28 protein-coding genes are annotated in these 25,663 nt (G+C 58.0%); 24 read left to right on the top strand and 4 right to left on the bottom strand.

Going from position 1 to position 25,663, the window contains the following annotated elements; genetic code table 11:
* The first annotated feature begins 22 nt into the window (after positions 1 to 22).
* The 8 genes from H035_RS0104525 to H035_RS0104490 all read left to right on the top strand — a co-directional run bounded on the left by H035_RS0104525 (position 23) and on the right by H035_RS0104490 (position 6,353).
* Positions 23 to 877 (top strand): CheR family methyltransferase, encoded by an 855-nt coding sequence (locus H035_RS0104525; protein ID WP_022947810.1) that lies wholly within the window; start codon positions 23 to 25, stop codon positions 875 to 877.
* A 15-nt stretch (positions 878 to 892) separates the two neighbouring features.
* Positions 893 to 1,429 carry a nucleoside-triphosphatase gene (locus H035_RS0104520; RefSeq protein WP_022947809.1) on the top strand — a complete coding sequence of 179 codons (537 nt, stop codon included), beginning with the start codon at positions 893 to 895 and terminating at the stop codon, positions 1,427 to 1,429.
* Entirely contained in the window at positions 1,426 to 1,998 is a 573-nt protein-coding gene (locus tag H035_RS18155) for a M28 family peptidase (protein WP_022947808.1), read from the top strand. The genes H035_RS0104520 and H035_RS18155 overlap by 4 nt, the downstream gene beginning before the upstream one ends.
* A 76-nt stretch (positions 1,999 to 2,074) precedes the next feature.
* Positions 2,075 to 3,424, top strand: coding sequence for a POT family MFS transporter (locus H035_RS18150; RefSeq protein WP_022947807.1), 1,350 nt, complete (start codon positions 2,075 to 2,077; stop codon positions 3,422 to 3,424).
* The gene (locus tag H035_RS0104505; protein ID WP_022947806.1) at positions 3,421 to 3,906 is read left to right on the top strand and encodes an MEKHLA domain-containing protein; all 486 of its coding nucleotides are present in this window, start codon (positions 3,421 to 3,423) and stop codon (positions 3,904 to 3,906) included. Before H035_RS18150 ends, H035_RS0104505 begins: the two co-directional genes overlap by 4 nt.
* Positions 3,907 to 4,171: 265 nt before the next feature.
* Positions 4,172 to 5,203, top strand: a complete 1,032-nt coding sequence (locus tag H035_RS20690; RefSeq protein WP_022947805.1) for an NAD(P)-dependent oxidoreductase — start codon at positions 4,172 to 4,174, stop codon at positions 5,201 to 5,203.
* A gap of 25 nt (positions 5,204 to 5,228) precedes the next feature.
* Complete coding sequence (locus tag H035_RS0104495) at positions 5,229 to 5,699, top strand: VOC family protein (RefSeq protein ID WP_022947804.1); 471 nt, start codon at positions 5,229 to 5,231, stop codon at positions 5,697 to 5,699.
* Positions 5,700 to 5,861: 162 nt separating this feature from the next.
* Entirely contained in the window at positions 5,862 to 6,353 is a 492-nt protein-coding gene (locus tag H035_RS0104490; protein WP_022947803.1) for a hypothetical protein, read from the top strand.
* A gap of 124 nt (positions 6,354 to 6,477) precedes the next feature.
* Here H035_RS0104490 and H035_RS0104485 read toward each other — a convergent pair whose 3' ends face one another.
* Entirely contained in the window at positions 6,478 to 9,525 is a 3,048-nt protein-coding gene (locus tag H035_RS0104485; RefSeq protein ID WP_084684829.1) for a UvrD-helicase domain-containing protein, read from the bottom strand.
* Between the two features lie 401 nt (positions 9,526 to 9,926).
* Positions 9,927 to 12,116: a DNA helicase II gene (uvrD, locus tag H035_RS0104480; RefSeq protein WP_022947801.1), complete on the bottom strand. Its 2,190-nt coding sequence runs from the start codon at positions 12,114 to 12,116 to the stop codon at positions 9,927 to 9,929.
* Positions 12,117 to 12,190: 74 nt separating this feature from the next.
* On the opposite strand from uvrD, the gene H035_RS18140 reads away from it, so the two are divergent.
* Entirely contained in the window at positions 12,191 to 12,487 is a 297-nt protein-coding gene (locus tag H035_RS18140) for a YgaP family membrane protein (RefSeq protein ID WP_022947800.1), read from the top strand.
* Positions 12,488 to 12,527: 40 nt separating this feature from the next.
* Here the strand turns inward: H035_RS18140 and H035_RS0104470 are convergent, their stop codons facing one another.
* Entirely contained in the window at positions 12,528 to 13,004 is a 477-nt protein-coding gene (locus H035_RS0104470) for an FxsA family protein (protein ID WP_022947799.1), read from the bottom strand.
* A 16-nt stretch (positions 13,005 to 13,020) separates the two neighbouring features.
* Between H035_RS0104470 and cutA the strand changes: the two genes are divergently transcribed.
* The 12 genes from cutA (at position 13,021) to H035_RS0104410 (ending at position 23,813) form a co-directional block, all read left to right on the top strand.
* Positions 13,021 to 13,350 carry a divalent-cation tolerance protein CutA gene (cutA, locus tag H035_RS0104465; protein ID WP_026596264.1) on the top strand — a complete coding sequence of 110 codons (330 nt, stop codon included), beginning with the start codon at positions 13,021 to 13,023 and terminating at the stop codon, positions 13,348 to 13,350.
* Entirely contained in the window at positions 13,329 to 15,272 is a 1,944-nt protein-coding gene (gene dsbD, locus H035_RS18135; RefSeq protein WP_022947797.1) for a protein-disulfide reductase DsbD, read from the top strand. The genes cutA and dsbD overlap by 22 nt, the downstream gene beginning before the upstream one ends.
* A gap of 140 nt (positions 15,273 to 15,412) precedes the next feature.
* Positions 15,413 to 15,856: a type II 3-dehydroquinate dehydratase gene (aroQ, locus tag H035_RS0104455; protein ID WP_022947796.1), complete on the top strand. Its 444-nt coding sequence runs from the start codon at positions 15,413 to 15,415 to the stop codon at positions 15,854 to 15,856.
* A gap of 5 nt (positions 15,857 to 15,861) precedes the next feature.
* On the top strand, positions 15,862 to 16,311 hold the full coding sequence (gene accB / locus H035_RS0104450) for an acetyl-CoA carboxylase biotin carboxyl carrier protein (RefSeq protein WP_026596263.1): 450 nt from the start codon (positions 15,862 to 15,864) through the stop codon (positions 16,309 to 16,311).
* A 22-nt stretch (positions 16,312 to 16,333) separates the two neighbouring features.
* Complete coding sequence (gene accC / locus H035_RS0104445) at positions 16,334 to 17,680, top strand: acetyl-CoA carboxylase biotin carboxylase subunit (RefSeq protein ID WP_022947794.1); 1,347 nt, start codon at positions 16,334 to 16,336, stop codon at positions 17,678 to 17,680.
* A gap of 3 nt (positions 17,681 to 17,683) precedes the next feature.
* Positions 17,684 to 18,559, top strand: coding sequence for a 50S ribosomal protein L11 methyltransferase (gene prmA / locus H035_RS0104440; protein WP_022947793.1), 876 nt, complete (start codon positions 17,684 to 17,686; stop codon positions 18,557 to 18,559).
* A 3-nt stretch (positions 18,560 to 18,562) separates the two neighbouring features.
* Positions 18,563 to 19,360, top strand: coding sequence for a zinc-ribbon and DUF3426 domain-containing protein (locus tag H035_RS0104435; protein ID WP_022947792.1), 798 nt, complete (start codon positions 18,563 to 18,565; stop codon positions 19,358 to 19,360).
* Entirely contained in the window at positions 19,360 to 19,635 is a 276-nt protein-coding gene (locus H035_RS0104430) for a SelT/SelW/SelH family protein (RefSeq protein WP_022947791.1), read from the top strand. Before H035_RS0104435 ends, H035_RS0104430 begins: the two co-directional genes overlap by 1 nt.
* A gap of 96 nt (positions 19,636 to 19,731) precedes the next feature.
* Entirely contained in the window at positions 19,732 to 20,823 is a 1,092-nt protein-coding gene (gene apbC / locus H035_RS0104425) for an iron-sulfur cluster carrier protein ApbC (protein ID WP_022947790.1), read from the top strand.
* Positions 20,823 to 21,389: a dCTP deaminase gene (gene dcd, locus H035_RS0104420; RefSeq protein ID WP_022947789.1), complete on the top strand. Its 567-nt coding sequence runs from the start codon at positions 20,823 to 20,825 to the stop codon at positions 21,387 to 21,389. The genes apbC and dcd overlap by 1 nt, the downstream gene beginning before the upstream one ends.
* Before the next feature lie 22 nt (positions 21,390 to 21,411).
* Positions 21,412 to 22,248, top strand: a complete 837-nt coding sequence (locus H035_RS0104415; RefSeq protein ID WP_022947788.1) for an SDR family NAD(P)-dependent oxidoreductase — start codon at positions 21,412 to 21,414, stop codon at positions 22,246 to 22,248.
* A gap of 2 nt (positions 22,249 to 22,250) precedes the next feature.
* On the top strand, positions 22,251 to 23,813 hold the full coding sequence (locus H035_RS0104410; RefSeq protein WP_321162844.1) for an alpha-isopropylmalate synthase regulatory domain-containing protein: 1,563 nt from the start codon (positions 22,251 to 22,253) through the stop codon (positions 23,811 to 23,813).
* Positions 23,814 to 23,833: 20 nt separating this feature from the next.
* Here H035_RS0104410 and H035_RS0104405 read toward each other — a convergent pair whose 3' ends face one another.
* Entirely contained in the window at positions 23,834 to 24,469 is a 636-nt protein-coding gene (locus H035_RS0104405) for an arylesterase (RefSeq protein WP_022947786.1), read from the bottom strand.
* Between the two features lie 123 nt (positions 24,470 to 24,592).
* Here H035_RS0104405 and H035_RS18130 point away from each other — a divergent pair, with 123 nt between their 5' ends.
* The 3 genes from H035_RS18130 to H035_RS0104390 are packed head-to-tail and all read left to right on the top strand — an operon-like array spanning position 24,593 to position 25,616.
* A complete protein-coding gene (locus H035_RS18130; RefSeq protein WP_022947785.1) occupies positions 24,593 to 24,913 on the top strand; it encodes a hypothetical protein in 321 nt (106 codons plus the stop codon).
* Positions 24,914 to 24,937: 24 nt separating this feature from the next.
* Positions 24,938 to 25,396 carry a ferritin-like domain-containing protein gene (locus H035_RS0104395; RefSeq protein ID WP_022947784.1) on the top strand — a complete coding sequence of 153 codons (459 nt, stop codon included), beginning with the start codon at positions 24,938 to 24,940 and terminating at the stop codon, positions 25,394 to 25,396.
* A 13-nt stretch (positions 25,397 to 25,409) separates the two neighbouring features.
* Positions 25,410 to 25,616, top strand: coding sequence for a DUF6494 family protein (locus H035_RS0104390; RefSeq protein ID WP_022947783.1), 207 nt, complete (start codon positions 25,410 to 25,412; stop codon positions 25,614 to 25,616).
* The last annotated feature ends 47 nt before the right edge of the window (positions 25,617 to 25,663 follow it).

Raw genomic sequence — 25,663 nt, 5'->3', positions numbered from 1 at the left:
TGGACTCACGCTAATTCCCCCCATGCAAGACGAGCAATGCGTGCACTTCCTTCAATGGGCCTTGTCTCGGTTGCACCTGCGCTGGCCGGGATTCCGACGAGTGCACCGACAAGTGTGCAAACGCATCGATCGGCGGATAAAAGACCTGGAACTGGAAGACATCGCCGCTTACCGGGCTTTTTTGAATGCGCATCCCGAAGAATGGAGCCGACTCGATACGCTGTGCCGCATTACCCTCTCTCGCTTTTACCGGAATCGGAAGATATTCGCTTGTCTGGAACAGACGGTGCTTCCCACCTTGGTAAGACTAGCCCATCGCCGCGGCGATACGGAACTTAGAGTCTGGAGTGCCGGCTGCGGCAGCGGGGAAGAGGCCTATACCCTGACTATCCTGTGGCGCTTAAAACTGCAGCCCTGTTTCCCCGACACCGGCCTTTCCATTGTCGCCACCGATGTCGATCCCGTCTTGCTGCAGCGCGCCCGACGCGCGCGTTATGCTTTCAGCAGTCTAAAAGAACTGCCTTCAGCTTGGCGCGACGAGGCTTTCAGCCGCAACGGCGATTTCCTTCTCAAGAAGGATTACCGACCCTACATCACTTTTATGCGGCAAGATGTTCGCGAGCAATCTCCCGAGGGCCGCTTCGATCTCATCCTATGCCGCAACCTCGCTTTCACCTATTTCGATGAAGAACTGCAGCGTAAAGTGTTAAGGCGCATACAGGGTGCTCTCCACCCAGGCGGAACCCTGATACTCGGAAAGCATGAACAGTTGCCCGAAGGGTCGGAAGGATGGTGCTCCTGGTTCGATCGATATCCAATCTATCGAAAAAAGTGGCCACAAGCGGCTGCGTGCAGGAGAATGACCGAGCCGAGGTGACGAACGGATCGAGTCATGACGAATTCCACTTCTCCCCTCCTGCTTCTGACCGGCACGCCCGGGATCGGCAAAACCACGCTGATAAAACATATCGCAGCACAGCTCGGCGGTCATTTCATCGCCGGCTTTTACACCCAGGAGATCCGATTAAAAGGACACCGAGCGGGCTTCGAACTGATCGGCTTTTCCAGGGAATCCGGAGTGATCGCCCATGTGGATTTCGACTCACCCGACCGGGTCGGCCGCTACGGCGTCGATGTAGCCACTATCGACCGCTTGGCAGAATCCAACTTTATTCTGGACGGCGAACTCTATCTCATCGACGAAATCGGCAAGATGGAATGTCTGTCCCCGGTCTTTGTGCGCCGAGTCGAACGGATCTTGAATTCGGGCAAGCCGGTAATCTCCACCGTCGCCAAGAAAGGCGGCGGATTCATCGAAAAGATCAAACAGCGGCCGGGGCGCGAAATGTGGGAAGCGACCCATGACAATCGAGACAAGTTGGTAGAACGGGCGCTGACCTGGCTGCGTCAACAAAAAATCACCTCATGACGTCCGCTCCCTTTCTGACCGAATCGCTTCGCCGGCACGTTTATCGCCTGGCCGACGAAATCGGAGAGCGTAACGTATTCCATCCCTTGGCGTTGAAAGAAGCCGAAAATTATCTCGCAGACACTTGGCAGGCATGGGGTTTCCCGGTTCAACGCCAGGTCTATGAAGTGGAAGGGGTGCCTTCGACCAATCTGGAAGTCACCTTACCGGGCCGAGATCATGATCAGATTCTTCTGGTCGGCGCTCACTACGACTCGGTCCTCGGCTGCCCCGGAGCCAACGACAACGGCAGCGGCGTTGCCGTTCTGCTGGAACTGTGCCGGCTGCTGCAATCTTTATCTTTGCCCCGAACCCTCCGTTTCGTCGCCTTCGTCAACGAAGAGTCGCCGTTTTTCTTTACCCGCAGGCAAGGCAGCTGGCAGTATGCGAAAACTGATACCGCTTTTTATCGCTATTCCTGCTATCACCGTTCCTGCGACACACCGGAAAAGCTCGACTACGAACGAATGGCTCGAGTCACTCATGGCCTTGCCGGGGCGTTGAGGCGACTGTCACAAGAGGGGATTTGAGCTTGTCTTTGCCCCGTTTTTTGTCCTCTGCCAAAATAAAAATATTTACCGTTTAAATCAGGAAGATTCGACCATCATGCCCCGCTACCGAACCGCCCCTTTGGCCACTTCCCAAATGCCGCCCGGCATTCCTTACATCGTCGTCAACGAGGCGGCCGAGCGCTTCAGTTACTACGGCATGCGTGCCATTTTGGTGGTGTTCATGACCCAGTATTTGGCCGATTCCATGGGGCGCCCCGATCCGATGACACCGGACGAAGCCAAGGGCTGGTTTCATTTGTTCGTCTCCGCCGTCTATCTGACGCCGGTCCTGGGAGCGCTGCTGGCGGACGGTGTAGGGGGGAAATACCGAACCATCGTGACCCTTTCCCTGGTCTACTGCCTGGGCCATTTCGTCCTCGCCCTGGATACCACCCGGATCGGCCTACTGATGGGACAAACTTTGATCGCCCTGGGGGCGGGAGGTATCAAACCCTGCGTTTCGGCGCATATGGGCGATCAATTCGGCGCCACCAACCAGCATCTGCTCAGCCGCGCCTTCAGTTGGTTCTATTTCGCCATCAATCTGGGCGCATTCACCTCCATGCTGGCCACCCCCTACCTGCTCCACCATCAGGGACCGGCCGTCGCCTTCGCCGTCCCGGGTGTCCTGATGGCCTTGGCCACCTTGACCTTCTGGAGCGGCCGTTACCAGTATGCGCATATTCCACCGCAAGGTTTCGGCTTTATCCGCCAAGTTTTCAGCGGCGAAGGATTGCAGCTTCTGGGTAAGCTGAGCCTGATTTACCTGTTCGTGGCCATGTTCTGGGCGCTGTTCGACCAAACCGGTTCGTCCTGGGTGCTGCAGGCCCAGCAGATGGATCGGAAGCTATGGGGTTATGAAATTCTGCCATCGCAAATCCAAGCGGCCAATCCGCTTTTGATTTTGCTTTTGGTGCCGCTGTTTTCCTATGGGATCTATCCGTACCTGGCGCGTATCGTCAAGCTCACCCCTTTGCGCAAAATCTCGGCCGGCATGTTCGTTACGGTCCTCGCCTTCGCCCTCTCCGCTTGGCTGCAAATGCGCATTGACGCCGGCCAATCTCCGCACATTGCCTGGCAGCTTTTGGCTTATTTGATCCTGACCTCGGCGGAGGTCATGGTCTCCATCACCTGCTTGGAATTTTCCTACACCCAAGCCCCCAACGCCATGAAATCCTTCGTCATGGCCTTTTTCATGATGTCGGTGGCGGCCGGCAACCTGTTCACCAGCGCGGTCAATTTTTTCATCCAAAATCCCGACGGCACCAGCAAACTGGAAGGCGCCGAGTATTTCTGGTTCTTCACCACCACCATGCTGGTCACCGCTTTGATGTTTCTGTTGGTGGTCCGCTGGTATCGGGAAAAAACCCATATTCAACCGGAAATACCCTTGGAAAGATTATGAGTCTGGAACCTTCTCCCGCCAACGATTTTCTGGCAGAACATATTCAGCGCCTCACCTCAAGTTACCATCGCCTGACCGGGCGGGATCTGGTCGAGCCGAAACTGGACCCAATCGCCGCCGCCCGCTGGCTGTATCGTGACGCCCCCTTCGCTCTTCTCTCCCACGACACCCGGGATGATCCGGTCTTCAACTATGCCAACTTGACCGCCCAAGGTCTGTTCGAAATGAACTGGGGGCAGTTCACCCGCCTGCCGTCGCGTCTTTCCGCGGAGCCTTTGGCGCAAGCAGAACGCCGGCGTCTGTTGGAAGAAGTCTCCGCCAAAGGCTACATCGACGACTACAGCGGCGTGCGCATCGCCCGCAGCGGCAAGCGGTTTCGCATCGAAGGGTCGACGGTGTGGAATGTGTACGACGAAAACGACGCATTCTATGGGCAGGCGGCGCGCATCGAGCATTGGCAGACCGTTTCCGACGATCGCTAAACAGACTTCAGAGACTGTTTACAAAGCTATCTCAAAGTGGGGTCCGGCGGCTTGCCCTCCGGGACGCCGTAACCCCGTTCCTGGAGGCTCGAATCGCGACCGTCCGGGTCGTGAACTTCCTCCGGACAAGCCGCCGGACCCTATTCCAGATCAGTTCGGGTCGACGTTGTAAACAATCTCTAAAGAATGGATTTTTCGTGGCTACCTCGATCTGGGGTATGATGAAAATCCACGCGCAAATCCGGCGAGTCACGACTTCGAGTCAATGGATATCGAATCCAAACCAAAGGTAGTCTTCGTCACCGATCGGAGCAAGCTGCATCAGCAGGCGGCACTGGCGGCCGCCCCATCGAAGGCGGAAGTCATCATGCTCCGGCGACCCGACCGCCCCACTCTCCGCCGTCACCTGGCCACGGCGGACATCCTCGTCAGCGAGCGTCAGGGAACGGTGGACGGGGATGCCATGGCCTCCGCCCCCCGGCTTCGATTGATCCAACGGCTGGGTTCCTTCGTCCACGATATCGACTTGGAAGCCGCCCGTTCGCGGAATATCGCCGTCTGCCGCCAACCCATCCGCTCCTGCATGGCGGTGGCCGAACACGCGCTGCTCCTCACCCTCGCCTTATGCAAGCAATTGCCCGAAGTCACCGCCATCGCCCTGGAAGCAGGCGACTGGCGACCGGTAAGGCAAACCGACGAGGACACCTTCGCCTTCAACTGGTCCCGGCGGAAACATTTGCGCTTCTTATTCGGGCAGCGGGTGGGAATCCTGGGCTTCGGCGAAATCGGCGCGGAACTGGCCCGGCGCCTTCAAGGCTTCGCCCCCGAGAGGGTGTATTACCACAAGCGCCAACGCTTGCCCGCCAGCGTGGAAGCGGATTTCAATATCACCTACGCCGAGGCGGATGCGCTTCTGAAATCCAGTCAAATTCTGATCGTCCTTCTGCCCTATCATCCGGAAACCGAGCATTACCTCAATGAGCAGACCCTGACGACCCTGCCGCGCGGGGCAGTCTTGGTGGGCTGCGGCAGCGGACGGGTCATCGACGAGGCGGCCTTGGCCCGCGCCTTGGAATCCGGTCATCTGGCCGGTGCGGCGTTGGACACTTTCGAATGGGAACCTCTCACCTCCGACAATCCGCTTTTGCCCCTGGCCCGCGATCCCCATCAAAACGTCATCCTGACCCCCCACACCGCTGCCGGCACTCTGGAACTGGCCCAGGAGGAGCGGCAAGAAGACTGGGAAAACGTGCGCCGACTGTTGCAGGATCGGCCATTACTGTATCGGGTTGTGTAAGCTTATCAACCAACGAGGTCATCTCATGCCCAATAAATCGACATCGAATCCCAAAGCCCGCGCCATCGGCATCAACCATGTCGCTTTGGCGGTAGGCGACCTCCAGGAAGCCCTCGATTTCTACAGTCAACTTGTTACCTTCGAACTCCGAGGCCGGGGCGATGGGCACGCATTCATCGACTTGGGCGATCAATTCATAGCATTGTTCGAAGCGCAAAACACGTCAGTAGACCAAAATCGCCATTTCGGACTGGTAGTCGACGACAAGGCGTTGGTGAAACAAAGGCTGAATGCAATCGGCGTGGAAATGCTTCCCGGTCCGTTTCTGGATTTTCGCGATCCTTGGGGAAACCGAGTGCAAATCGTGGAATATCGGGAGATCCAATTTACCAAAGCACCGCAAATCCTTGCCGGCATGGGATTGTCCCATCTGAAAAAATCGTCCGAGGCGATTGAGGCGCTGGCAGACAAGGGAATGGCGGAAAAAAAACCGTAGCCGTCTCGCTCGGAATGCAAAGGTTATCTTATTTATTATAAACTGACACGCCAATTCAGAGAATTATCTTTCAAGCTAGAAAACATAAGGAGATCGGCAACAGAAAGGGGATGGCGGAGCAGAAACAACCGATACGGGAACCTTTCCGGACGGAGGTTGATTATGTTGGGAAGCAATAAAAACGGGCAAGTCACGCTATTGACCGCAATCCTTTGGCTGGGTATGGCGACGGCAAGCCATGCCGGAGAACCGTTGACCCGAATGTGCTGGAGCACCGGACCCAGCATTTGGGTGCTGAATGTGGGGAGTTTTTCGAACGAAACTTTCGAGGTGCATGGCTACCAACTCCTTCCGGAGGGTACCTGCGGCAGTTCCAATAGAGTGCCCTTGACCGGCACCGCCACTATTTCCGAAAGCTTCGTGACCGTCGGCCTGTGGGGGGCGGCCAACGAGCCCGGAATGTGTGTGGGCGTATCGTTCAAGATTCTGCTCGATCCGGAGACTCTGGCCGGAAATGGAGCTTGGTGGAATCAATCCGGATTTTCAGGAACCACCTCCCTTACTCCCATCGACTGCAAGGGGGCCAAGGCCAGCCAAAAAAATTCTAACTTGGAAATCCCCTATCTTATCCAACCCCGGCGAACCGATTCGTAGCAAGCCAGCATACACCGAAGAAACCTATTCCCCCATCGTCTCCAAATTGGCATACCCCAGCATCAGCCACTTTATCCGCCCGCCTTTCGGTAAGACGACACCCCATCGTCCGACTCCCTAATTTTTACCAGACATCTTCCAAATGCTCGGAAGGAATCTCTCGCAGAAAACGAGATTTTCCAGAATGACTTTCCTGGTCGTAGATCTCCTCAATAAAAGGGGACTCCTCTCCCTTTTCCGTCAATATGTACAAATCGTGTTCGGCGCGCGTCAAGGCGACATAAAATAGTCGCCTCTCCTCTTCAAGCACGGCGTGCGGCGTGACGCCGAACAGTTTAAATAGGAAATTGTCGGGATGAAGCTTCGGGAATTGCCGCTGCGTGGCGTCCAGGATAATGACCCTGTGCGCTTCCCGGCCTTTCGATCGATGCGCAGTCGCCGTGGCGATGCTTTTCTCCAGGTCCGCCGCGATTTCCTTTCGCAGGGCGCACAAGACTTCAATCAACCGATCCTTAAATTGATCCAACTCGATGCCATAGACCTTGTTGGTCCGAGCCAGCAACATGGTTGTTTGGTCGGGCGCCTCGAGAATGATTTCCGCACACTGTTTCAAAGCTTGTGCCTGCTTTAATGCGCGTTCCGATGGGTTCCTCCCTTCGGGCCGGGGTGGAAGGTAGAGTGCATCCGACTCACGTTCCTGCTGGAACGGTTCGCCCTGCCGGAACTCGATCCAGACATCGCCAAGATATTTGATCTCGATCTTTCCTTCTGCCGACCGACTGACCTTTGCCGGGCTACCCCGGCCGTCCATGAGACGGTTTCCCGCACCGACCACCGCCCGATCGCTCCGGTAGTTGGTCGTGACCCCCACCGACTCGGCACCGGGAAAATAGTCCGCGAATCGCTCGAAAAAACGGGGTTCCGCACCCGCGAAGCCGTTGATGGCTTGCCAATCGTCTCCGACCGCCACCAGGCGAATGTCGGGTTTGGCCTTCAGGATGGCGTTCAGCATCCTGAAGTACAGCTCGGAAAAATCCTGATATTCGTCCAGAAGAATCCATTTCAGATAGCTGATTGGAAACATGCAGCCTTGGCCGAGGTGAATGCTGGCCGACGCTCCGCGCGCTTCCACTTCTTCGACGGCCTGCACGAGCAAGTCATCGAAATCCATCGCCTGCCGCTCCTCCAACACTGCCTCGTATTCACGGTAGGCGCGCAAGGCGAGTTGATGGAAAAGCCGGGTGCGAGGCTCCCTGTCAGGCGCCTCCGTGAAGCGCCGCACTACTTCGTTGGGCGTCCAACCGCGCTTCTTGGCGCGCTGGATAAACTGCTGGAAGAGCTTTGCCATACGCGAAATCGCAAAATCATTCTCGAAGACGCGACGCACAATCTCCTCTTTTGGCAGTCGCCTGCACGGAATACCGGCACGCTGAAGAATGCTTCCCAATCGACGCTCGAATGCCTCGCGACCTTCTCGTATCAGGCCGGCATGTGTTTCGAGCAGTGGTATGCCCCTGGATTGCCAAAACCTTCGTTTGGCGTGAATCTGTCGCCGGTATTGATCCGTCGAAATATCCCAGTGTTCCGGCACCTCCGCGGAGCGGTCGTCCGGGTCGATCGCCCAGTGTTCGAGGATATAGTCCCTGCCGTTTGCGACAATCGAGAAATCCGGCCTGTAGGCCCCGCCATCGAGGAAATCGCTTTTCCATTGCCAGGCTCGCTCGTAGCGATACTCGATGCCATGTTCGAACAAAAAATCGGCGATGAATTTCTCCCCGTTGGACTTCACCCGATCGCCTCCCAGAGTCACCATCTCCATCGCACGACGGAAAACGAAATACTCATTAGGCGGCAGGTCTCTTCCAAGGTCTTTAACCTGTTCCAATTCTTTGCGAAAGAATTCCACCATCGCCTCCTTGAAGGCAGGGTTCAGAATCCTTTGCATCATGCGCTGGACAAATCTGCCCTGTTCGCGCTTGGACGGATGACCGCCGGCGTCGAAAAGAAGTTTCTTATTGGGTTTGACGAGTTGGTACGCCAAGCTGTGGAAAGTACGCGCGTTCTCAAAATCCGGAACCTCAGCCATTCTTTGAACGCGACTTCTGACTTCGGCTGCGGCGTCCTTGTTGAACGCCAGAATCAAAACCTGATTCGGATCAAGCTTCTCATCCCGGATCGTCAATACCGCGCGAGCGCACAAGGTGCGTGTCTTTCCCGAACCGGCGCGTGCCTTGATCAGAAGCCGGGATTCCGGCCGCGCAAGGGCCTGTTCCTGCTCTTCGTCCAATTGGATGCCGATCGGCGCGAGATGATTGCGGATTTTGGGTAATTTCCGGGCGATGAACTTTTCCATGGAAAAATGGACGCTGGGGGGTCGATTGATATAGAGCATGTCCAACTCCGCCAGTGCCCCCCTGTGGTAGGTTTTTTTGAAGCGTTGGATGAATCGCGCTCGGATTTTCCTGGCCTCGTAGTCGGAACGATTCCACCAATCGGAGCAGCGTTCCTGATACAGGCGATCGGCCTCAACATACTTGGCGGCATCAAGCAAATCACGGACTTGTTCCCGAAGCCTCTCGCGGGCCGCAGCGAGCTTGCGCGCCTCTTCTTCGGCGGCCTTTCGCGCTTGTTCATCTTGGGCATGCTTTACAGCCGCCTCATAGTCGCTTCTGGGCCACCATTCTCCACATCGTTCCTGGTAGAAGTTCTCCGCACCATCGCGGTCCCCAGCTTCTAAAAGCATGAAGACCCACTTTTGAAGTAGTTTAGGTCGCAATATGGCAAGGGAATCACTCAATGAGTCACATATGCGTATGAGGCCATTGATACCTTGTTCTTTCTTTTTTAATACGTCGTATAGGGCTTTACCAGCGCGTACAGTAGGACCACCTTTTTTTTGGTATGCACCCCGTTTGAGCTCTTTAAAATATTCGTTAATTGATTCATCGGTTTTTATTTTCTGAGTGATATCGCCTAGTCGCTTAACAAAAACAACTTTGATGTTGGCGAGTTCTGCAGAAAATTGCTGTGATTGATCAACAAGCTCGTTGAATCTCACAATGTCTTGTGCATCCCAAACTCGGGTACATAGAAGTTGTCGGATGGATTCTACATAGCGTTCGTATTCAGTCAGTCTCTGACGGAATGAAATCTTTCTGGTAATCGTTGTCATCCATATCACTCCCGGTTCGAAGGAAGTGTCGGATTCACTAATCAAGGGCTAGTTGTTTCATTGCTCACCCTGACAGCAAACTGTTCAGATATGGGCACGACGCTAGCATCCGGCACATCCGGTCGTAACGCCACACGGCTCGACCATTCCGACACGTTTCCCTTACAACAGGAAAAGGTTCTCATTGTTTAAAACAATTATTTTTTAGGTATAGGTATAGCCAGGATTTTTCACTTTCACAAGGATGTATCGTTTTCAGATACTGCTACCAGTTAGCTTGACACGTTTGTGAAGCATCAAGGCAAGGCGCATGCAGATAAAGGGATGACGTCAGACTGAAGCTGTGCTTTCCTTGAATATATACCCAAAAGCTGCACACTTTCTCCTATCCACCAACAAGATTACTCAACCGCCTCCAGATTGGCATATCCCAGCATCAGCCATTTTTTTCCAGCGTCGTCGAAATTCACCTGGACGCGGGTATTTTTTCCCTCCCCTTCGCATTGGAGCACGACCCCTTCGCCGAAAGCGGTGTGCTTGACCCGTTGCCCGAGGCGCAGGCCGCCTGCGGATTCCCCGTCTTCGGTTGGCCGGCTGTCGCCCTTCTTCCGGGCGTACTGCGCCCCCACCGGATGATTCACCGATTTTTGCCGGACTTCTTCCAGATACTCGGAAGGAATCTCGCGCAGGAAACGGGATTCGCGGGGATAGGTTTCGCGCCCGTAAAGCCTTCGGCATTCGGCATAGCACAGATACAGGCTTTCCATCGCCCGGGTCATGCCCACGTAGCACAGACGCCGCTCCTCCTCCAGTCGGGAGTCATCCTCCAGCGATTGCATGGAGGGAAACAGACCTTCCTCCATTCCCACCATGAACACCAAGGGAAACTCCAGCCCTTTCGCCGCATGGAGCGTCATCAACTGAACGCTGTCCTCGCCCGCGTCGGCCTGGGCTTCGCCGGCTTCCAATGCCGCATGGGCCAAAAACACGCCCAGCGGACTGTCGTCGTCCTCCACGTCTTCACTGTCGAAAGTAACAAATTGGCGGGCGGCGTTGACCAGTTCTTTCAGGTTTTCCACCCGGGCCTCGCCCTGATCCCCCTTTTCCTTGCCGTAATGCTCGATCAAGCCGCTGCCTTCCACCACGCGCTTGACCTGATCGGCAAGCGACACGTTCCGGGTGGTTTCGTCCAGGGCGTCGATCAACTGCAAAAATTTGTCCAGGCTGCCCCTGGCCCGCGCCGCCAGAGCCCGCGTCCGGCACAGGTCGCTCGCGGCCCGCCACAGCGACGTCTCGCGGGACCGGGCGTGGTCGCGGATCGTATCGACGGTGCGCTGGCCGATGCCGCGGGTGGGAAGATTCACCACCCGCTCGAAGGAGGAATCGTCGTCGCGATTGGCGATCAAACGCAGATAAGCCAAGGCGCTTTTGATCTCGGCGCGCTCGAAGAAGCGCAAGCCCCCGTAGACCCGATAAGGAATGCCAGCCGCCACCAGGCGCTCTTCGAACAGGCGCGACTGGGCATTGGAGCGGTAGAGAATCGCCGCCTCGCTCCCGCGCCGCCCCTTTTCCAGCCATTGCTGGATGCGATCGACCACGAAGCGCGCTTCCTCCTGATCGTTGAAGGCGTCGTACACTCGAATCGGATCGCCCTTGCCGCCGGCGGTCCAAAGTTTCTTGCCCATCCGGCCTCGATTGTGAGTGATGAGCGCATTGGCGGCATCGAGAATATGGCCGGTGGAACGGTAGTTCTGCTCCAGGCGCACCAGGCGATGACCCGGGAAGTCCTGGCGGAAGGAACGGATGTTTTCCACCCGGGCGCCGCGCCAGCCGTAGATGGATTGATCGTCGTCGCCGACCACGAACAGATTGTCGTTGTCTCCCGCCAAGAGGCGCAACCAAGCGTATTGGATGGTATTGGTATCCTGGAATTCGTCCACCAAAATATGGCCGAAACGGCGCCGGTAATGCGCCAGCAGGCTTTCGTGGTCGCGCAGGAGTTCGTGCGCCCCCAACAGCAAGCCGCCGAAATCCACCAAGCCGGCGCGGCGGCAATGTTGCTCGTAGGTCTGATAGATGGCCAGCATCTGGCGTTCGAACAGATCGCCGGCCACGATGTATTCGGGCCTCCGGCCTTCGTCCTTGTTGGCGTTGATGTACCATTGGACCTGGCGCGGAGGCCAGCGGCCCTCGTCCAGTTTCATTTCGCGCATGAGGCGCCGAATCAGACGATATTGGTCGGCGCTGTCGAGCACCTGGAAGCCGTCCGGCAACCCCGCCTCCTTGGCATGCCGGCGCAACAAGCGATGGGCGAGGCTATGGAAGGTGCCCAGCCACATTCCCCGGGTTTCGATCCGGAGCAAGGCCTCCACCCTTCCGCGCATTTCACGGGCGGCTTTATTGGTGAAGGTGACCGCCATCAGGGCATGGGGAGGAATCGCTTCCACCCGCGCCAGCCACGCCAGGCGGTGGACCAGCACCCGGGTCTTGCCGCTGCCGGCCCCGGCCAGGACCAGCATCGGTTGCAGCGGTGCGCTGACCGCTTCCCGTTGAGCGTCGTTAAGAGGGTCTAATATCGAGGTAATGTCCATGGGAACGCTATTTTACCGGATCTGGTCTACGGGTTTAGGTATACTAAGGCGAGTTTTTCAACGGAGACGTTCTCATGACATTTGATTTCAAACGCATGCTCAAATACGAACGCAACGTCGGCGACCGGGATCAAAATATCCGTTACGGCACCGGCAGCTTGGCCATCGCGGTTTCCTTGTTTTTAGGCAGCGTGCCCCTGCTCCTGCTGGGCATCGCCTTGCTGGCTTCCGGCTATACCCGCTTCTGTCCGCTGTACGCCGGACTGGGGAGAACCACCGCGGGCTCGTGCTGCGGCGGTAAAGCCAAAGCCGCGCAAGAAGGCGGCCATTCCTGCTGCGGCGGGGACAAACCCCAGGCTCATCAGCACTGATCCCGCCTTCTTTGAGTTGTCAGCGCAGGGACGCGCTGCTTCAATCCTTCCGCCGATACTCCCCCTCGATCGTTCGGGGTCCCTGTTCGCCGGGACCGCCGGGGCGACCAGATACCCTTTGAACCAGCCACTTGTTGAGCAAATAGCGGGCGATCTTGCGCCGCGTTGCCGGAAACAGGCACAGAAAACCCAAAAAGTCGGTGAAAAAGCCGGGGGTCAGAAGCAAAGCGCCCCCCACCAGAAGAATCGGCCCTTCCACGATTTCCAGCGCCGGAATTTTGCCTTGCGCCATACTCTGCTGGAGCCGGAACCAAGTGTGGAACCCCTCGATCCTGAGCAGCCAGGCGCCCAAAACGGCGGTAAACACCACCATGGCGATGGTGGGCAACGGCCCGATGATCCCGCCGATCACCAATAGAAAGTAGATCTCGATCAAGGGGATGACGAGAAAAATCAGAAACAACAGTCGGAATGGATGCATAAATTTGAGTATGATGAACGAATCGATTTTTTCCATTATGGCACTTTTTCCCATGAGCTCGCAGTATCGAATCGTTTATTGCACGTGCCCCGATACGGATCACGCCGGTCGATTGGCCCGGGGACTGGTGGAAAACCAACTGGCGGCGTGCGTCAATATCGTTCCGGGACTGACTTCCGTCTATCCCTGGCAAGGAAATGTCGAGACCGACAGCGAAGTATTGTTGTTGATCAAGACCCGCGCCGACCGCTACCAAGCGGTGGAAACCTTCATCCAAACCCATCACCCCTACGAACTTCCGGAGGTCGTTGCGGTCTCCATCGATCAAGGAAGCAAAGGTTATCTGGATTGGATCAGCGAATGTCTCAACGCGAGTCGGTAGGATTGGGAGTTTTCCAGAAAGCACCGGATGCCATTGATATTCCCGGTGCGCGCAATTCCACTTGGCGCTCTAAATATCAACAGGGCTTACGCTTGTTTTTATTAAGCGGGTGTTTGGCACTGGGGCTGGTTTGGCCGGCGATCGGCCAGAGCGGGCCGCTGGATGCTTTATCCGACTCGGCTAAATCCCTGGGATTGAACCTGTTTCAGGATGAACTCCTGCCCGCCGACCAGGCCTTCCGGGTTGCGGGGGAAGTGGAAGATCCCCGAACCCTGCGTCTGGACTGGCAGATCGCCGAGGGGTACTACCTCTACCGCAAACAATTCAAGGTGGAAAAGCTCGTCGGCGGGGTTCGGCTAGGGGATTTAAAACTGCCTCCCGGCGAATCCAAGGATGATCCGGAATTCGGGATCACCGAAGTGTATCATCGGCAGGTGACCGGTTCCTTGCCGCTGCAGCGTTTGGAATCGGCCGCAACCGAATTGAAAATCCAGGTGCGTTATCAAGGCTGCGCCGAACGCGGCGTCTGTTATCCTCCGATCACCAAAACCCTGACTTTTTCCTTGCCGGCGGAGCCCACCTCCGCATCATCGACCGCCGCTCTTTCCCAACCGCCTCTGGCCGAGCAAGACCGCATCGCCCAAACCCTGAAAGATCAAAGTTTTTGGTTCACGCTGATCAGCTTTTTGGGCTTCGGCGTGCTGTTGGCGTTCACGCCCTGCTGCTTTCCCATGCTGCCGATTCTTTCCGGAATCATCGTCGGTCACGGCCATCGAATCACCACCGCCCGCGCTTTCGGCCTTTCGACCAGCTACGTCTTCGCCTCGGCCCTCACCTACACAGTGTTCGGAATTCTGGCCGGCTTGTTCGGCGCCAACCTGCAGGCGGCGTTTCAAAACCCTTGGGTGATCGCCGCCTTCAGCGCCTTGTTCGCAGGGCTGGCCTTATCCATGTTCGGCCTGTACGAACTCCAAATGCCTTCCGCCTGGCAATCCAGGCTTGCGTCGTGGCGCGGCACCCATGGCGGCAGCTTCGTCAATGCCGCGGTGATGGGAGTCCTGTCGGCTCTGATCGTCGGCCCTTGCGTGGCCGCGCCCTTGGCCGGTGCCTTGATCTACATCGGCCAAACCGGGGATGCGGTCTTGGGAGGCGCCGCCCTGTTCGCCATGGGGCTCGGGATGGGCCTGCCCTTGATCGCCGTCGGGACCTCGGCGGGCAAGCTGCTTCCCCGGGCCGGGCTGTGGATGACCACGGTCAAGGCGGTGTTCGGCGTACTGCTGTTGGGCGTGGCCATTTGGCTTTTGGATAGGATTTTACCGCCGTCCGTCATGTTGTTTTTATGGGCACTCTGGCTGATCTTTCCAGCCATTTATCTGGGCGCCGCCAGCCCCCTGCCCGAAAACGCGCCCCACAACCGCAAGCTGGGAAAAGCGCTGGGGGTGGTGATGCTGACCTACGGGATTTTACTGCTGATCGGCGTCGCCACCGGAAGCCGCAACGTCTTCCGGCCGCTCGAACCGCTCACCGCCCGGATCGCTCCCACCGCCTCGGCGGAGACCGATAGCTTCCGCCGGATCACTTCCCCCGAGGAACTGGACACAATCCTCCGCACGGCGGGGGGGCGCTGGACCCTGGTCGACTTTTACGCCGACTGGTGCGTTTCGTGCAAAGAATTGGAAACGGTCACCTTCGCCGACGCCAAAGTTCTTCAAGCCTTGACGAAAATGGTCTCGGTCCGCGCCGACGTCACCGCCAACGGACAAACCGAACAAAATCTACTGCACCGCTTCGACTTGATCGGCCCGCCGGCGCTGCTGTTCTTCGACCCCGAAGGCCGCGAATGCAAATCCGCCCGCCTGATCGGCTACATCCCCCCGAAACGTTTTCTAAGTCATCTCGCCAACCTGGAACGATACTGCTAGTTTCTGTTGACATTTGCAGCAGGCACCGGGGAGGATCTTGGGTTCGCCCCGCCACGGCTCGCCCTGAAATCAACGCGTTCTAGACAAATCCGGCCTATTTCTGCAGAATAACCCCCGGTTTTCAACCCGTTCGCAGCACGATGGCGCAAATTACTGTCCTCAACGGACCCAACCTCAACTTGCTCGGCACCCGGGAGCCCGAGATCTACGGCACCGACACCTTGGCCGATATCGACAGCCGCCTGCAGCGGATCGCCGCCTCTTGCGGCCATTCGCTCGATTGCCGCCAAAGCAACGCCGAACACGTTCTGGTGGATCAGATCCACGCGGCTTGGTCCAATCAGGTGGATTTCATCCTCATCAACCCCGCCGCTTTCACCCATACCAGCGTCGCGCTTCGCGACGCCTTCCTGGCCACCCGGATCCCGTTCATCGAGGTTCATCTGTCCAACGTGCATGCACGCGAACCCTTCCGCCGCCATTCGTACCTGTCCGACATCGCCCGCGGCGTTATTTGCGGCCTGGGTCCTCAAGGGTACGAATTCGCGCTTCACGCCGCCATCCGACAATTAAGCGAGAACTAATGGTTATGGATATTAGAAAAATAAAGAAGCTGCTAGAGCTGCTCGAGGAATCCAGCATCGCCGAAATCGAAATTCACGAGGGAGAAGAATCCGTCCGCATCACGCGGGTCAGCGCCTCCACTCAAACCGTCGTCCAGGCACCGCCTTCGGCACCCGCCCCATCGCCGGCGCCTTCCGCCCAGCCCGAGGAAAGCGCCGCTCCCGAGGAGGAAAAATTTACCGGTCATGCGGTGCGCTCGCCCATGGTGGGAACCTTCTACCGCGCCCCCGCACCGGGCGCCAAGCCCTTCGTCGAAGTGGGACAACGCGTCAATGTGGGCGACACCCTCTGTATCATCGAAGCGATGAAGATTTTGAATCAAATCGAGGCAGACAAATCCGGGGTCATCCAAAAAATTCTGGCGGAAAACGGCCAACCGGTGGAATACAACCAACCCCTGTTCGTGATCGAATAACCGCCTCTGACAAGGATTTACCATGCTCGATAAGATTGTGATCGCCAACCGGGGCGAGATCGCCCTGCGTATCCTGCGTACCTGCCGGGAACTGGGCATCCGCACCGTCGCCGTTCATTCCGAAGCCGACCGCAACCTCAAACACGTGCTGATGGCCGACGAAACGGTCTGCATCGGCCCGCCGCCCTCCGCGGACAGCTATCTGAATATTCCGGCCATCATCAGCGCCGCCGAAGTCACCGACGCCGTCGCCATTCACCCCGGCTACGGTTTCTTGTCGGAAAACCCCGACTTCGCCGAACGGGTCATTCAAAGCGGCTTCATCTTCATCGGCCCCCGCCCCGAAACCATCCGCCTGATGGGGGACAAGATTTCCGCCAAAGAAGCCATGCGCCACGCCGAAATTCCCTGCGTCCCGGGCTCCGACGGTCCCCTGGATGAGGATTATCTGGAGAACCTGCGGCTGGCCAAGGACATCGGCTTTCCCGTCATCATCAAGGCTTCCGGCGGCGGGGGCGGACGCGGCATGCGCGTGGTGCACTCGGAAGCCGCCCTGATGAACGCCATCACCATGACCAAGGCGGAGGCACGCAACGCCTTCGGCAACGACGAAGTCTACATGGAGAAATTCCTGGAAAAGCCGCGCCATGTCGAATTCCAGGTCTTGGCCGACAGCCACGGCAACGCCATCCATCTGGGCGAGCGCGACTGCTCCATGCAGCGCCGTCATCAGAAGGTCATCGAGGAAGCCCCCGCCCCCGGCATCACCGAGGCCCAGCGGCGCGAAATCGGCGAGCGCTGCGCCGAGGCCTGCCGCGAAATCGGCTATTTGGGCGCCGGCACCTTTGAGTTTCTCTACGAGAACGGCAAGTTCTACTTCATCGAAATGAATACCCGGCTCCAAGTGGAGCATCCGGTCACCGAGATGGTCACCGGCGTGGATCTGGTCAAGGAGCAGATCCGCATCGCCGCCGGCGAACCCTTGGCTTACACCCAAGAGGACATCGTCCTCCGAGGACACGCCGTGGAATGCCGGGTCAACGCCGAAGACCCCGATAACTTCATGCCTTCGCCGGGAATGATCGAGCAACTTCACCTTCCCGGCGGTCCCGGCATCCGGACCGACACCCACATTTACGCCGGCTATCAGGTTCCCCCTTACTACGATTCCATGATCGGCAAATTGATCGCCTACGGGGACAGCCGCGCCAGTGCACTGGCGCGGATGCGCACCGCCTTGACCGAAACGGTCATTACCGGGATCAAATGCAACATTCCGCTGCTGTCCCGAATCGTCCACGATAGCGCATTCAGAAGCGGCGCTCAGACCATTCATTACTTGGAAGACATGCTCGGCATGCGCGAATAAACCGTGTCCTGGCGTCAACTCTCCTTTACCCTTCCCCGCGAAGCGGCCGATGCGGTCGCCGATTTTCTGGAACAGCGGGAAGCGCAGGCGGTCACTTTCGCCGAGGAAGGGGCCGAGGAACTGTTCGAACCCCCTCCCGGCGAAACGCCGTTATGGAAACATACCCGCCTGACCGCCCTGTTCGATATGGAAGCCGACACCCGCAAGCTGGAGGCCGCCTTGATTGAACGCTTCGGCGACCGTCTCCAAAGCTTCCGGCATGAGATCCTGCCGGACCAGCCCTGGGAACGGGCCTGGTTGGAACACTTCCGCCCCCTCGACTTCGGCAGATTATGGGTTTGTCCCGGCGACCAACCTCTTCCCGACCCCGAAGCGGTTCGCCTGATCCTGGATCCGGGCCTGGCGTTCGGCACCGGCACCCATCCGACCACCGCCATGTGCCTTAAGTGGCTGGCGGAAAACGAGCCGGACGGCAAAACCGTCATCGACTACGGTTGCGGTTCGGGCATTCTGGGGGTGGCCGCCCTGCTTTTGGGTGCCGATCGAGTTTACGCTTGCGACATCGACCCTCATGCCCTGACCGCCACCCTGGAAAACGCGCGCAAGAACGGAGTAGCCGAACGGCTGACCTGCTGCTATCCTCAAACCATGCCCAAGCTAACCGCCGATATTGTCATGGCCAACATTCTCGCCGGCCCTTTGATCGAATTGGCCGAAACCCTCACCGCCCTCACTCGCACCGGCGGCAGCTTGGTATTGTCGGGTATCCTGGCGGACCAAGCAGAGGCGGTGCAGCAAGCCTATCAGGCGGACTTCGATTTCCAGTCGCCGTTTGTGGAAGCCGGATGGACCCGCCTGCTCGGTATCAAGCGTACTTGATCCATGTACACCCGCTGCCCGCATTGTCGGACGGTCTATCAAATCAACGTAGCACAATTGCGTTCCGGGCGTGGCGAAGCCATTTGCGCCCGCTGTAATATTATTTTCGGAGTGCTGGAGTATCTGGGCGAGGATCTGGAAGAAGCGTTCGCCGATCATACCACCTGTCTCCTGGAACTCCCCCTCTTGAAAGCCGACCGCGCCGTTGCCGTGGCTCCCGAGCCATCGCAACCGGAGGCGCCCCCGGAACGAGCTCAAGCCGAGGCGGCCACCGAGCCGCAAATCACCCTCCCGGAAACGCACCTCGACGCCTCGCTGGCGGAAACGCCCCCCAGTCTATCCACCGACCGCTATTGGCAGGTGGGCGCTGTCGCGTTGGGACTCCTTCTGATCATCCAGATCTTTGTATTTGAACGCGAGCGCATAGCCCAGGAACCGCATTTGCGCCCATTGCTCGCCGGTTTCTGCCACTGGCTGGGCTGCGAGTTGCCGCCGTTTCGAAATCTGGACGCAATCGAGGTCGTCGATCGGGCCTTGTATCCGTCCAAGAACGCCGCCAACGGCTACGAATTCCATCTGGTGATCGTCAACCACGGGCCCTACCCCCAACCTTATCCCCTGCTCAAATTGACCCTGACGGCCTTGGACGGAACCGCCATCGCCCAACGCATTTTCAAACCGGAGGAATATCTGTCCGCTGTCCCCGCCCCCATGATGCCCACCCACCAATTGATTTTCGTTCATCTCACGCCGGCCGCTCCCCACCGAGCGGTGGGCGGCTTCCAATTCGAGTTTTTGTAATGCGAACGCCACGCGTGGAAATCGAATACTGCACCCGTTGTCATTTTCTGCTGCGCGCCGCTTGGCTGGCCCAGGAACTGCTCACCACCTTCACCGAAGAAATCGGCGAGGTGGCGCTGCAACCGGGCGCCGGCGGCATCTTCGAGGTGCGTCTGGAAGGCACCGTGTTGTGGTCGCGCCAACGGGAAGGGCGCTTCCCCGAAGCCAAGGAAATTAAACAGCGATTGCGGGATCGGATCGCCCCGGAAAGGCCCCTCGGTCACAGCGATCGATAAATTCAAATGCCTCGATCCCCGAAACCTCAGGCGCTCTGACATTTGCAGGGGGTCGTGTAAAATAGGGGTTATTTATTTTCTCAGGCAGGAGCATTCATGGCCGATCCTTCCCGCAGCGCAATCGAAGAAGCGCTCAAAACCCACATCGACCCCCACTTGGAGAGCGATCTGGTCTCGGCTGGCGCGATCGAGGACATCCTCGTCGAAAACGGCAGGGTTATCCTCAAGATCGACCTGGGTTTCCCCGCTAAAAGCTACGTCCCCCAGATAGTCGCCGCCCTCACCGAAAAATTGCGCCCCGTCCCCGGCATCGAAAAAGTGGATATCCAGGTGGATTGGAAAATCCTCGCTCACGCCGTCCCCCACGGCCGCCAGTCCCTTCCAGGGGTCAAGAACGTGATCGCGGTTGCCTCCGGGAAAGGCGGCGTGGGCAAATCCACCGTCGCCGCCAATTTGGCCCTGGCCCTGGCCCGGGAAGGCGCTCGGGTAGGCATTCTCGATGCCGATATCTACGGCCCCAGCATCCCGCGCATGCTGGGCGTGGGGGGCCAGCCGGAGACGCGCGACGGCAAAACCCTGGAACCGATGGAAGGCTACGGCCTCCAAATCATGTCCATCGGTTTTCTGGTGGACACGGACACCCCCACCATTTGGCGGGGGCCCATGGCCACCAGCGCGTTGCAACAACTGCTCGGGCAGACCCACTGGAAAGACCTGGATTATCTGATCGTGGATATGCCGCCGGGCACCGGCGATATTCACCTCACCTTGACCCAGCAAATCCCCCTCGCCGGCGCGGTCATCGTCACCACGCCCCAGGACATCGCTTTGCTCGACGCCAGCAAGGGATTGAAAATGTTCGAAAAAGTCAAAGTGCCGGTGTTGGGAATTGTCGAGAACATGAGTTTTCACATTTGCAGTCAATGCGGCCATGAGGAATCCATCTTCGGTCACGGCGGCGGCGAGAGATTGGCGCAGAAATACGGGGTGCCGCTGCTCGGCTCGCTTCCCTTGGATATCAGCATTCGCGAGAACGCCGACGGCGGGCACCCCAGCGTAGTGGCCGAACCCGACGGACGAATCGCGCAAAGCTACCGCGGCATCGCCCGCAACATGGCGGCTCGCTTGGCCCGGCGCCCCAAGGATCTGGCCGGCAAGTTCCCCAAAATCGTGATGGAGAACGGTTGATGTCGATTAAATCCGACCGCTGGATTCGCCGCATGGCGGAAACCCACGGCATGGTCGAGCCGTTCGAACCCAAGCAAATCAGCGAAGCCGGCGGTGAGCGGATCATTTCCTACGGCACCTCCAGTTACGGCTACGATATCCGCTGCGCGGACGAGTTCAAGGTGTTCACCAATATCAATTCCGCCATCGTCGATCCGAAAAATTTCGATCCGGCCAGCTTCGTGGACATCAAATCCGACGTGTGCCTGATTCCCCCCAATTCCTTCGCCCTGGCGCGGACGGTGGAATACTTCCGCATTCCCCGCAACGTGCTGACCATTTGCATGGGGAAATCCACCTACGCCCGGTGCGGAATCATCGTGAACGTCACCCCCTTGGAACCGGAATGGGAGGGGCACGTGACCTTGGAGTTTTCCAATACCACGCCCCTGCCGGCCAAAATTTATGCCAACGAAGGCGTAGGTCAGGTCCTGTTCTTGGAAGCCGACGAAGTATGCGAAACCTCTTATCTCGATCGCGGCGGCAAGTATCAGGGCCAGACCGGCGTCACCTTGCCCAAGGCCTAAGCAAAATAAGGAGAGTCCCCACGTGAGCAACCCTCCCGTCAATACCATCCTCATCACCGGCTGTTCCAGCGGAATCGGCTACGTCACCGCCCTGGGATTGAAAGAGCGCGGTTACCAGGTGTTCGCTTCGGCCCGCAAACCGGAGGATATGGAACGGCTCAAAGCGGAGGGGTTCGAGGCGGTCCAATTGGATCTGGACGACAGCGCCAGTATCCAGGCGGCGGTGACAGAAGTTCTGGAACGGACCGGGGGCACTCTGGACGCGCTATTCAACAACGGCGCATGGGGACAGGTGGGCGCGGTGGAAGATCTCAGCCGCGACGTTCTGCGGGCCGAGTTCGAGACCAACCTGTTCGGCACCCACGAACTCACCAACACGGTCCTCCCGATCATGCGCCGCCAGGGACACGGCCGCATCCTCTACAACAGCTCGGTGTTGGGTCTGATCGCCCTGCCCTACCGCGGCGCATACAACGCCAGCAAGTTTGCCCTGGAAGGTTTGGTGGATACCTTGCGGCTGGAGCTTTCCGGAACCCGGATCTATCCGGTCTTGATCGAACCGGGCCCGATTCTGACCAAGTTCCGCGATAACGCCTACCGCAAGTTCAAGGAAAACATCGACCCGGAACCCAGCCCCTATCGAGAGGTCTATCGAAAAATGGAGGAAAAACTGACCGCCGACGGCCCGGTGGTGCCGTTCACCCTGCCGCCGGAAGCGGTGCTGCAGAAAGTCATTTACGCCCTGGAAAGCCCGCGGCCCAAAATCCGCTACTACGTCACCGTGCCCACTTATTTGTTCGGCTTCCTCAAGCGGGTTCTGCCCTTGCGCGCGCTCGATTGGGTATTACGCAGAGTCTGACCATGACCGATTCGAAATCTCACGGAATGAACAATCCTTCCCGCCGCATCGAAATCATGGACACCACCCTCCGCGACGGAGAACAGACCCAAGGGGTGTCCTTTTCCCCGGAGGAAAAAATCAGCATCGCCAAGGCTCTGCTGGAGCGGGTCCGGGTGGACCGCATCGAAATCGCCTCGGCCCGGGTATCGGACCGGGAAAAGGAAGCGGTCACCCAAATCAACGCCTGGACACGAGAGGCCGGCTTTTCCGATCGGGTCGAAGTGCTTGGCTTCGTCGATCATACCCGCAGCGTCGATTGGATCATGGAAACCGGCGGCGGAACCATCAACCTCCTGACCAAAGGCAGCGAAAAGCATTGCCGCACCCAATTGGGCAAGAACCTGGAAACCCATACCCAAGACATTTTGGAGACGGTCGCCTACGCCCACACCAAGGGACTCATCGTCAACGTCTATCTGGAAGATTGGTCAAACGGCTATCGCGACAGTCCGCAGTACGTATTCGCCTTGATGGATAACCTGCGCGGCGCGGGCATCCAGCGCTTCATGCTTCCCGACACCCTGGGGGTCATGACGCCGGAAGAAGTGTACGCCAGCATCCACGACATGTGCGTCCGCTATCCCGAACTGCATTTCGAGTTCCACCCCCACAACGATTACGGCCTGGCGACCGCCAACGTGATGGCGGCGGTCCAGGCCGGCGCCGCCGGGGTGCACTGCACGGTCAATTGCCTGGGGGAACGGGCCGGCAACGCTTCCCTCGCGGAAGTGGTGGTGACGCTGAAGGACAAACTGGGGGTCGAACTGACGGTGAACGAATCCCAGCTGGTCCGCATCAGCGATATGGTGGAACGCTTCTCGGGTAAACGAGTTTCCGCCAACGCGCCGATCGTGGGCGCCGACGTATTCACCCAAACCGCGGGCATCCACGCCGACGGCGACCATAAGGGCAATCTTTATCAAAGCCGGCTGAAGCCCGAACGCTTCAGCCGGGTACGCAGTTACGCCCTGGGCAAGATGAGCGGCAAAGCCTCGCTGCGCAAGAATCTGGAACGGCTGGGCATCGAATTGACCGCAGAGCAGGAACGTCACGTCCTGAAACGGATCGTCTCGCTGGGAGATTCCAAGCAGACCATCACCACCGACGACCTGCCCTTCATCATCGCCGACGTGCTGGAAAGCGAAAGTTACCAGCACATCCGACTGCTCAATTACGCCATCACCAGCGGTTTGGATCTGGAGTCCACCGCCAGCATCCGGGTGGCGGTACGAGGCGAAGCGCACACCGCGGCCGGCAAGGGCAACGGCGGCTTCGACGCTTTCATCGACGCCCTCAATCAGGTGATGGCCCATTACGACTATACCTTGCCTCCGTTGCTGGATTACGAAGTGCGGATTCCCAAGGGGGGCCACACCAACGCCTTGACCGAATGTATCATCAGCTGGGACTGCGAGCATCGCACGCGCGTCACCCGCGGGGTCCACGTCAACCAAGTATTCGCCTCGATGCTGGCCACCCTGAAGCTGATCAACATCGAGCTCGAGGAGCGGCAGACCCCCTGAGCGGACACAGAGGTCCGCCCCTACAGCGCTCCCCGCTCGCGCAGGAAATCCGCCAAAACCTCCGCCAATCGGCGGTAACCGGGTTCGTTGGGATGGATCAAGTCGGACTTGAGTCCCTGATCGGAAAGAATGTCCGCCAACACGCCGTCCACATAAGGAACGCCCAGCTCATCCGCCAATTGCGGATAAAAGTCGGCGCTCGCCAACAAAAGGCCCGGCTTCGGCACGCCCACCAGAATCACCGGAACCCCTTGTTCCTTGGCCAGCGAAACCATGCGGCTTAGATTATCCCGGGTGCGCATTTCCGAGCGACGACGCAGCATATCGTTGCCCCCTTCGATCAAAATAAGCAAATCGGGCCGATACGCTTCCAACAAGCCCGGCAATCGCTTCAAACCCTCGGCGGTGACTTCTCCCGGAACGCCGGCGTTGATCACGGTGCGGCCGGTGAGCGCTTCCAGCACCGCGGGATAACTGGCCTCAGGCCCCACGCCGGTGCCATAGGTCAAACTATCGCCGAAAGCCAAAATAATCCCCGTCTCGGGCACCGACGACAATCTCTCGGATTGCTGGCAGGCGGCGAGCATCCCGATCAAAAAAGCCATTCCGGCCAATCGGCGGAAATGGCAAGCCTGTATCCACTGCAATGACTGCATAACACCTACCCCAATGCTTCCAACCTTATTAGATTAGCTCATTCCCCTTCGATCCGGCCATATTGTTAATAATAATTGTTTACATTTAAAATGAACAAAAACCGGATTGAGAGGAAAACATCAATGATCACACGCGCACCCTACACTTTGGTTGAACCGCGCCCAGGCTTTCCGAAAGTTCGGCGTGAAGAAAACCCTGGAGAACCGCCCGGCCACTACCGGAAAACCAATCCAAGCCGTCGCCGCCAGCCAGGCACCGATCAAGCCTCGGCGCCGCGCCTGCGCTTGGAATTGTCGGCTCAAACCCTCTTGCGATTATTGGAAAACTCCCAGCTTTGCGCCGCCGATTTCCGTTGCCTGGACTGCGAGACGCATCGCTGCGTGCGCCGATTGCTGGTCGAAAGTTGCATTCACAAGCTGCAAGGGGATTATCATGAGCGCTGAGCAAACACCGAAACGGAGGTTGCCATGAGCACGCTGAACCAAGACAAAGTCATCGAACTGCTCAACCGGATTCTGGAGATGGAGCTGGCGGGGGTGGTCCGCTATACCCATTATTCCTTCATGGTGTTCGGCTACAGCCGCATCCCCATCGTCTCCTGGATGCAGGCGCAAGCCGACGAGTCCCTCGCCCACGCCCGTGAAGCGGGGGAGTTGATCACCCATTTCGGTAGCCATCCTTCCCTAGGCATCGGCCCCTTATTGGAAACCCACAAGCACGACATGGGGGATATTCTGCGCGAGTCCCTCCAACACGAACGTGAAACCCTCAAGGTTTATCAGGAACTACTGACCCTGGTGGATGGCGAATCGGTGCTACTGGAGGAATACGCGCGCCGCATGATCGCCCAGGAAGAGTTGCATCAGGGCGAGGTGGACAAAATGCTGCGCAAGCCCGGAGACATCCAATCCTATACCCGCAAGTGAAAGGAGGACGATAATGAACGATGAAACCATGAACATGGCAATGCGCAAATTTTTGAAGAAATTCGGAGTGAGCTCTCAACAGCAAATCGAATACGCGCTTTTCGAAGCACTCGAGAAAGGCCGACTCAAGGGCACGGAAACTTTGTCCGTCAAAGCCCGGCTGGAGCTTCCCGAACTGGGACTGGTTCACGAAATCGACGGCGAAATTCCCTTGGAATAATCTGATTCGGGGGCCGGATTTCCCGGCCCTCTTGCCCGAGACACCCC

The organism is Methylohalobius crimeensis 10Ki (assembly GCF_000421465.1).
Taxonomy (GTDB): domain Bacteria; phylum Pseudomonadota; class Gammaproteobacteria; order Methylococcales; family Methylothermaceae; genus Methylohalobius; species Methylohalobius crimeensis.
This window is presented reverse-complemented; position numbering and strand designations above follow the sequence as displayed.

Coding starts and splice junctions, on each gene's coding strand:
- H035_RS0104525 (WP_022947810.1), top strand. CDS start 23: ATGCAAGACGAGCAATGCGTGCACTTCCTTCAATGGGCCTTGTCTCGG.
- H035_RS0104520 (WP_022947809.1), top strand. CDS start 893: ATGACGAATTCCACTTCTCCCCTCCTGCTTCTGACCGGCACGCCCGGG.
- H035_RS18155 (WP_022947808.1), top strand. CDS start 1,426: ATGACGTCCGCTCCCTTTCTGACCGAATCGCTTCGCCGGCACGTTTAT.
- H035_RS18150 (WP_022947807.1), top strand. CDS start 2,075: ATGCCCCGCTACCGAACCGCCCCTTTGGCCACTTCCCAAATGCCGCCC.
- H035_RS0104505 (WP_022947806.1), top strand. CDS start 3,421: ATGAGTCTGGAACCTTCTCCCGCCAACGATTTTCTGGCAGAACATATT.
- H035_RS20690 (WP_022947805.1), top strand. CDS start 4,172: ATGGATATCGAATCCAAACCAAAGGTAGTCTTCGTCACCGATCGGAGC.
- H035_RS0104495 (WP_022947804.1), top strand. CDS start 5,229: ATGCCCAATAAATCGACATCGAATCCCAAAGCCCGCGCCATCGGCATC.
- H035_RS0104490 (WP_022947803.1), top strand. CDS start 5,862: ATGTTGGGAAGCAATAAAAACGGGCAAGTCACGCTATTGACCGCAATC.
- H035_RS0104485 (WP_084684829.1), bottom strand. CDS start 9,525: ATGACAACGATTACCAGAAAGATTTCATTCCGTCAGAGACTGACTGAA.
- uvrD (WP_022947801.1), bottom strand. CDS start 12,116: ATGGACATTACCTCGATATTAGACCCTCTTAACGACGCTCAACGGGAA.
- H035_RS18140 (WP_022947800.1), top strand. CDS start 12,191: ATGACATTTGATTTCAAACGCATGCTCAAATACGAACGCAACGTCGGC.
- H035_RS0104470 (WP_022947799.1), bottom strand. CDS start 13,004: ATGGAAAAAATCGATTCGTTCATCATACTCAAATTTATGCATCCATTC.
- cutA (WP_026596264.1), top strand. CDS start 13,021: ATGAGCTCGCAGTATCGAATCGTTTATTGCACGTGCCCCGATACGGAT.
- dsbD (WP_022947797.1), top strand. CDS start 13,329: ATGTCTCAACGCGAGTCGGTAGGATTGGGAGTTTTCCAGAAAGCACCG.
- aroQ (WP_022947796.1), top strand. CDS start 15,413: ATGGCGCAAATTACTGTCCTCAACGGACCCAACCTCAACTTGCTCGGC.
- accB (WP_026596263.1), top strand. CDS start 15,862: ATGGATATTAGAAAAATAAAGAAGCTGCTAGAGCTGCTCGAGGAATCC.
- accC (WP_022947794.1), top strand. CDS start 16,334: ATGCTCGATAAGATTGTGATCGCCAACCGGGGCGAGATCGCCCTGCGT.
- H035_RS0104435 (WP_022947792.1), top strand. CDS start 18,563: ATGTACACCCGCTGCCCGCATTGTCGGACGGTCTATCAAATCAACGTA.
- H035_RS0104430 (WP_022947791.1), top strand. CDS start 19,360: ATGCGAACGCCACGCGTGGAAATCGAATACTGCACCCGTTGTCATTTT.
- apbC (WP_022947790.1), top strand. CDS start 19,732: ATGGCCGATCCTTCCCGCAGCGCAATCGAAGAAGCGCTCAAAACCCAC.
- dcd (WP_022947789.1), top strand. CDS start 20,823: ATGTCGATTAAATCCGACCGCTGGATTCGCCGCATGGCGGAAACCCAC.
- H035_RS0104410 (WP_321162844.1), top strand. CDS start 22,251: ATGACCGATTCGAAATCTCACGGAATGAACAATCCTTCCCGCCGCATC.
- H035_RS0104405 (WP_022947786.1), bottom strand. CDS start 24,469: ATGCAGTCATTGCAGTGGATACAGGCTTGCCATTTCCGCCGATTGGCC.
- H035_RS18130 (WP_022947785.1), top strand. CDS start 24,593: ATGATCACACGCGCACCCTACACTTTGGTTGAACCGCGCCCAGGCTTT.
- H035_RS0104395 (WP_022947784.1), top strand. CDS start 24,938: ATGAGCACGCTGAACCAAGACAAAGTCATCGAACTGCTCAACCGGATT.
- H035_RS0104390 (WP_022947783.1), top strand. CDS start 25,410: ATGAACGATGAAACCATGAACATGGCAATGCGCAAATTTTTGAAGAAA.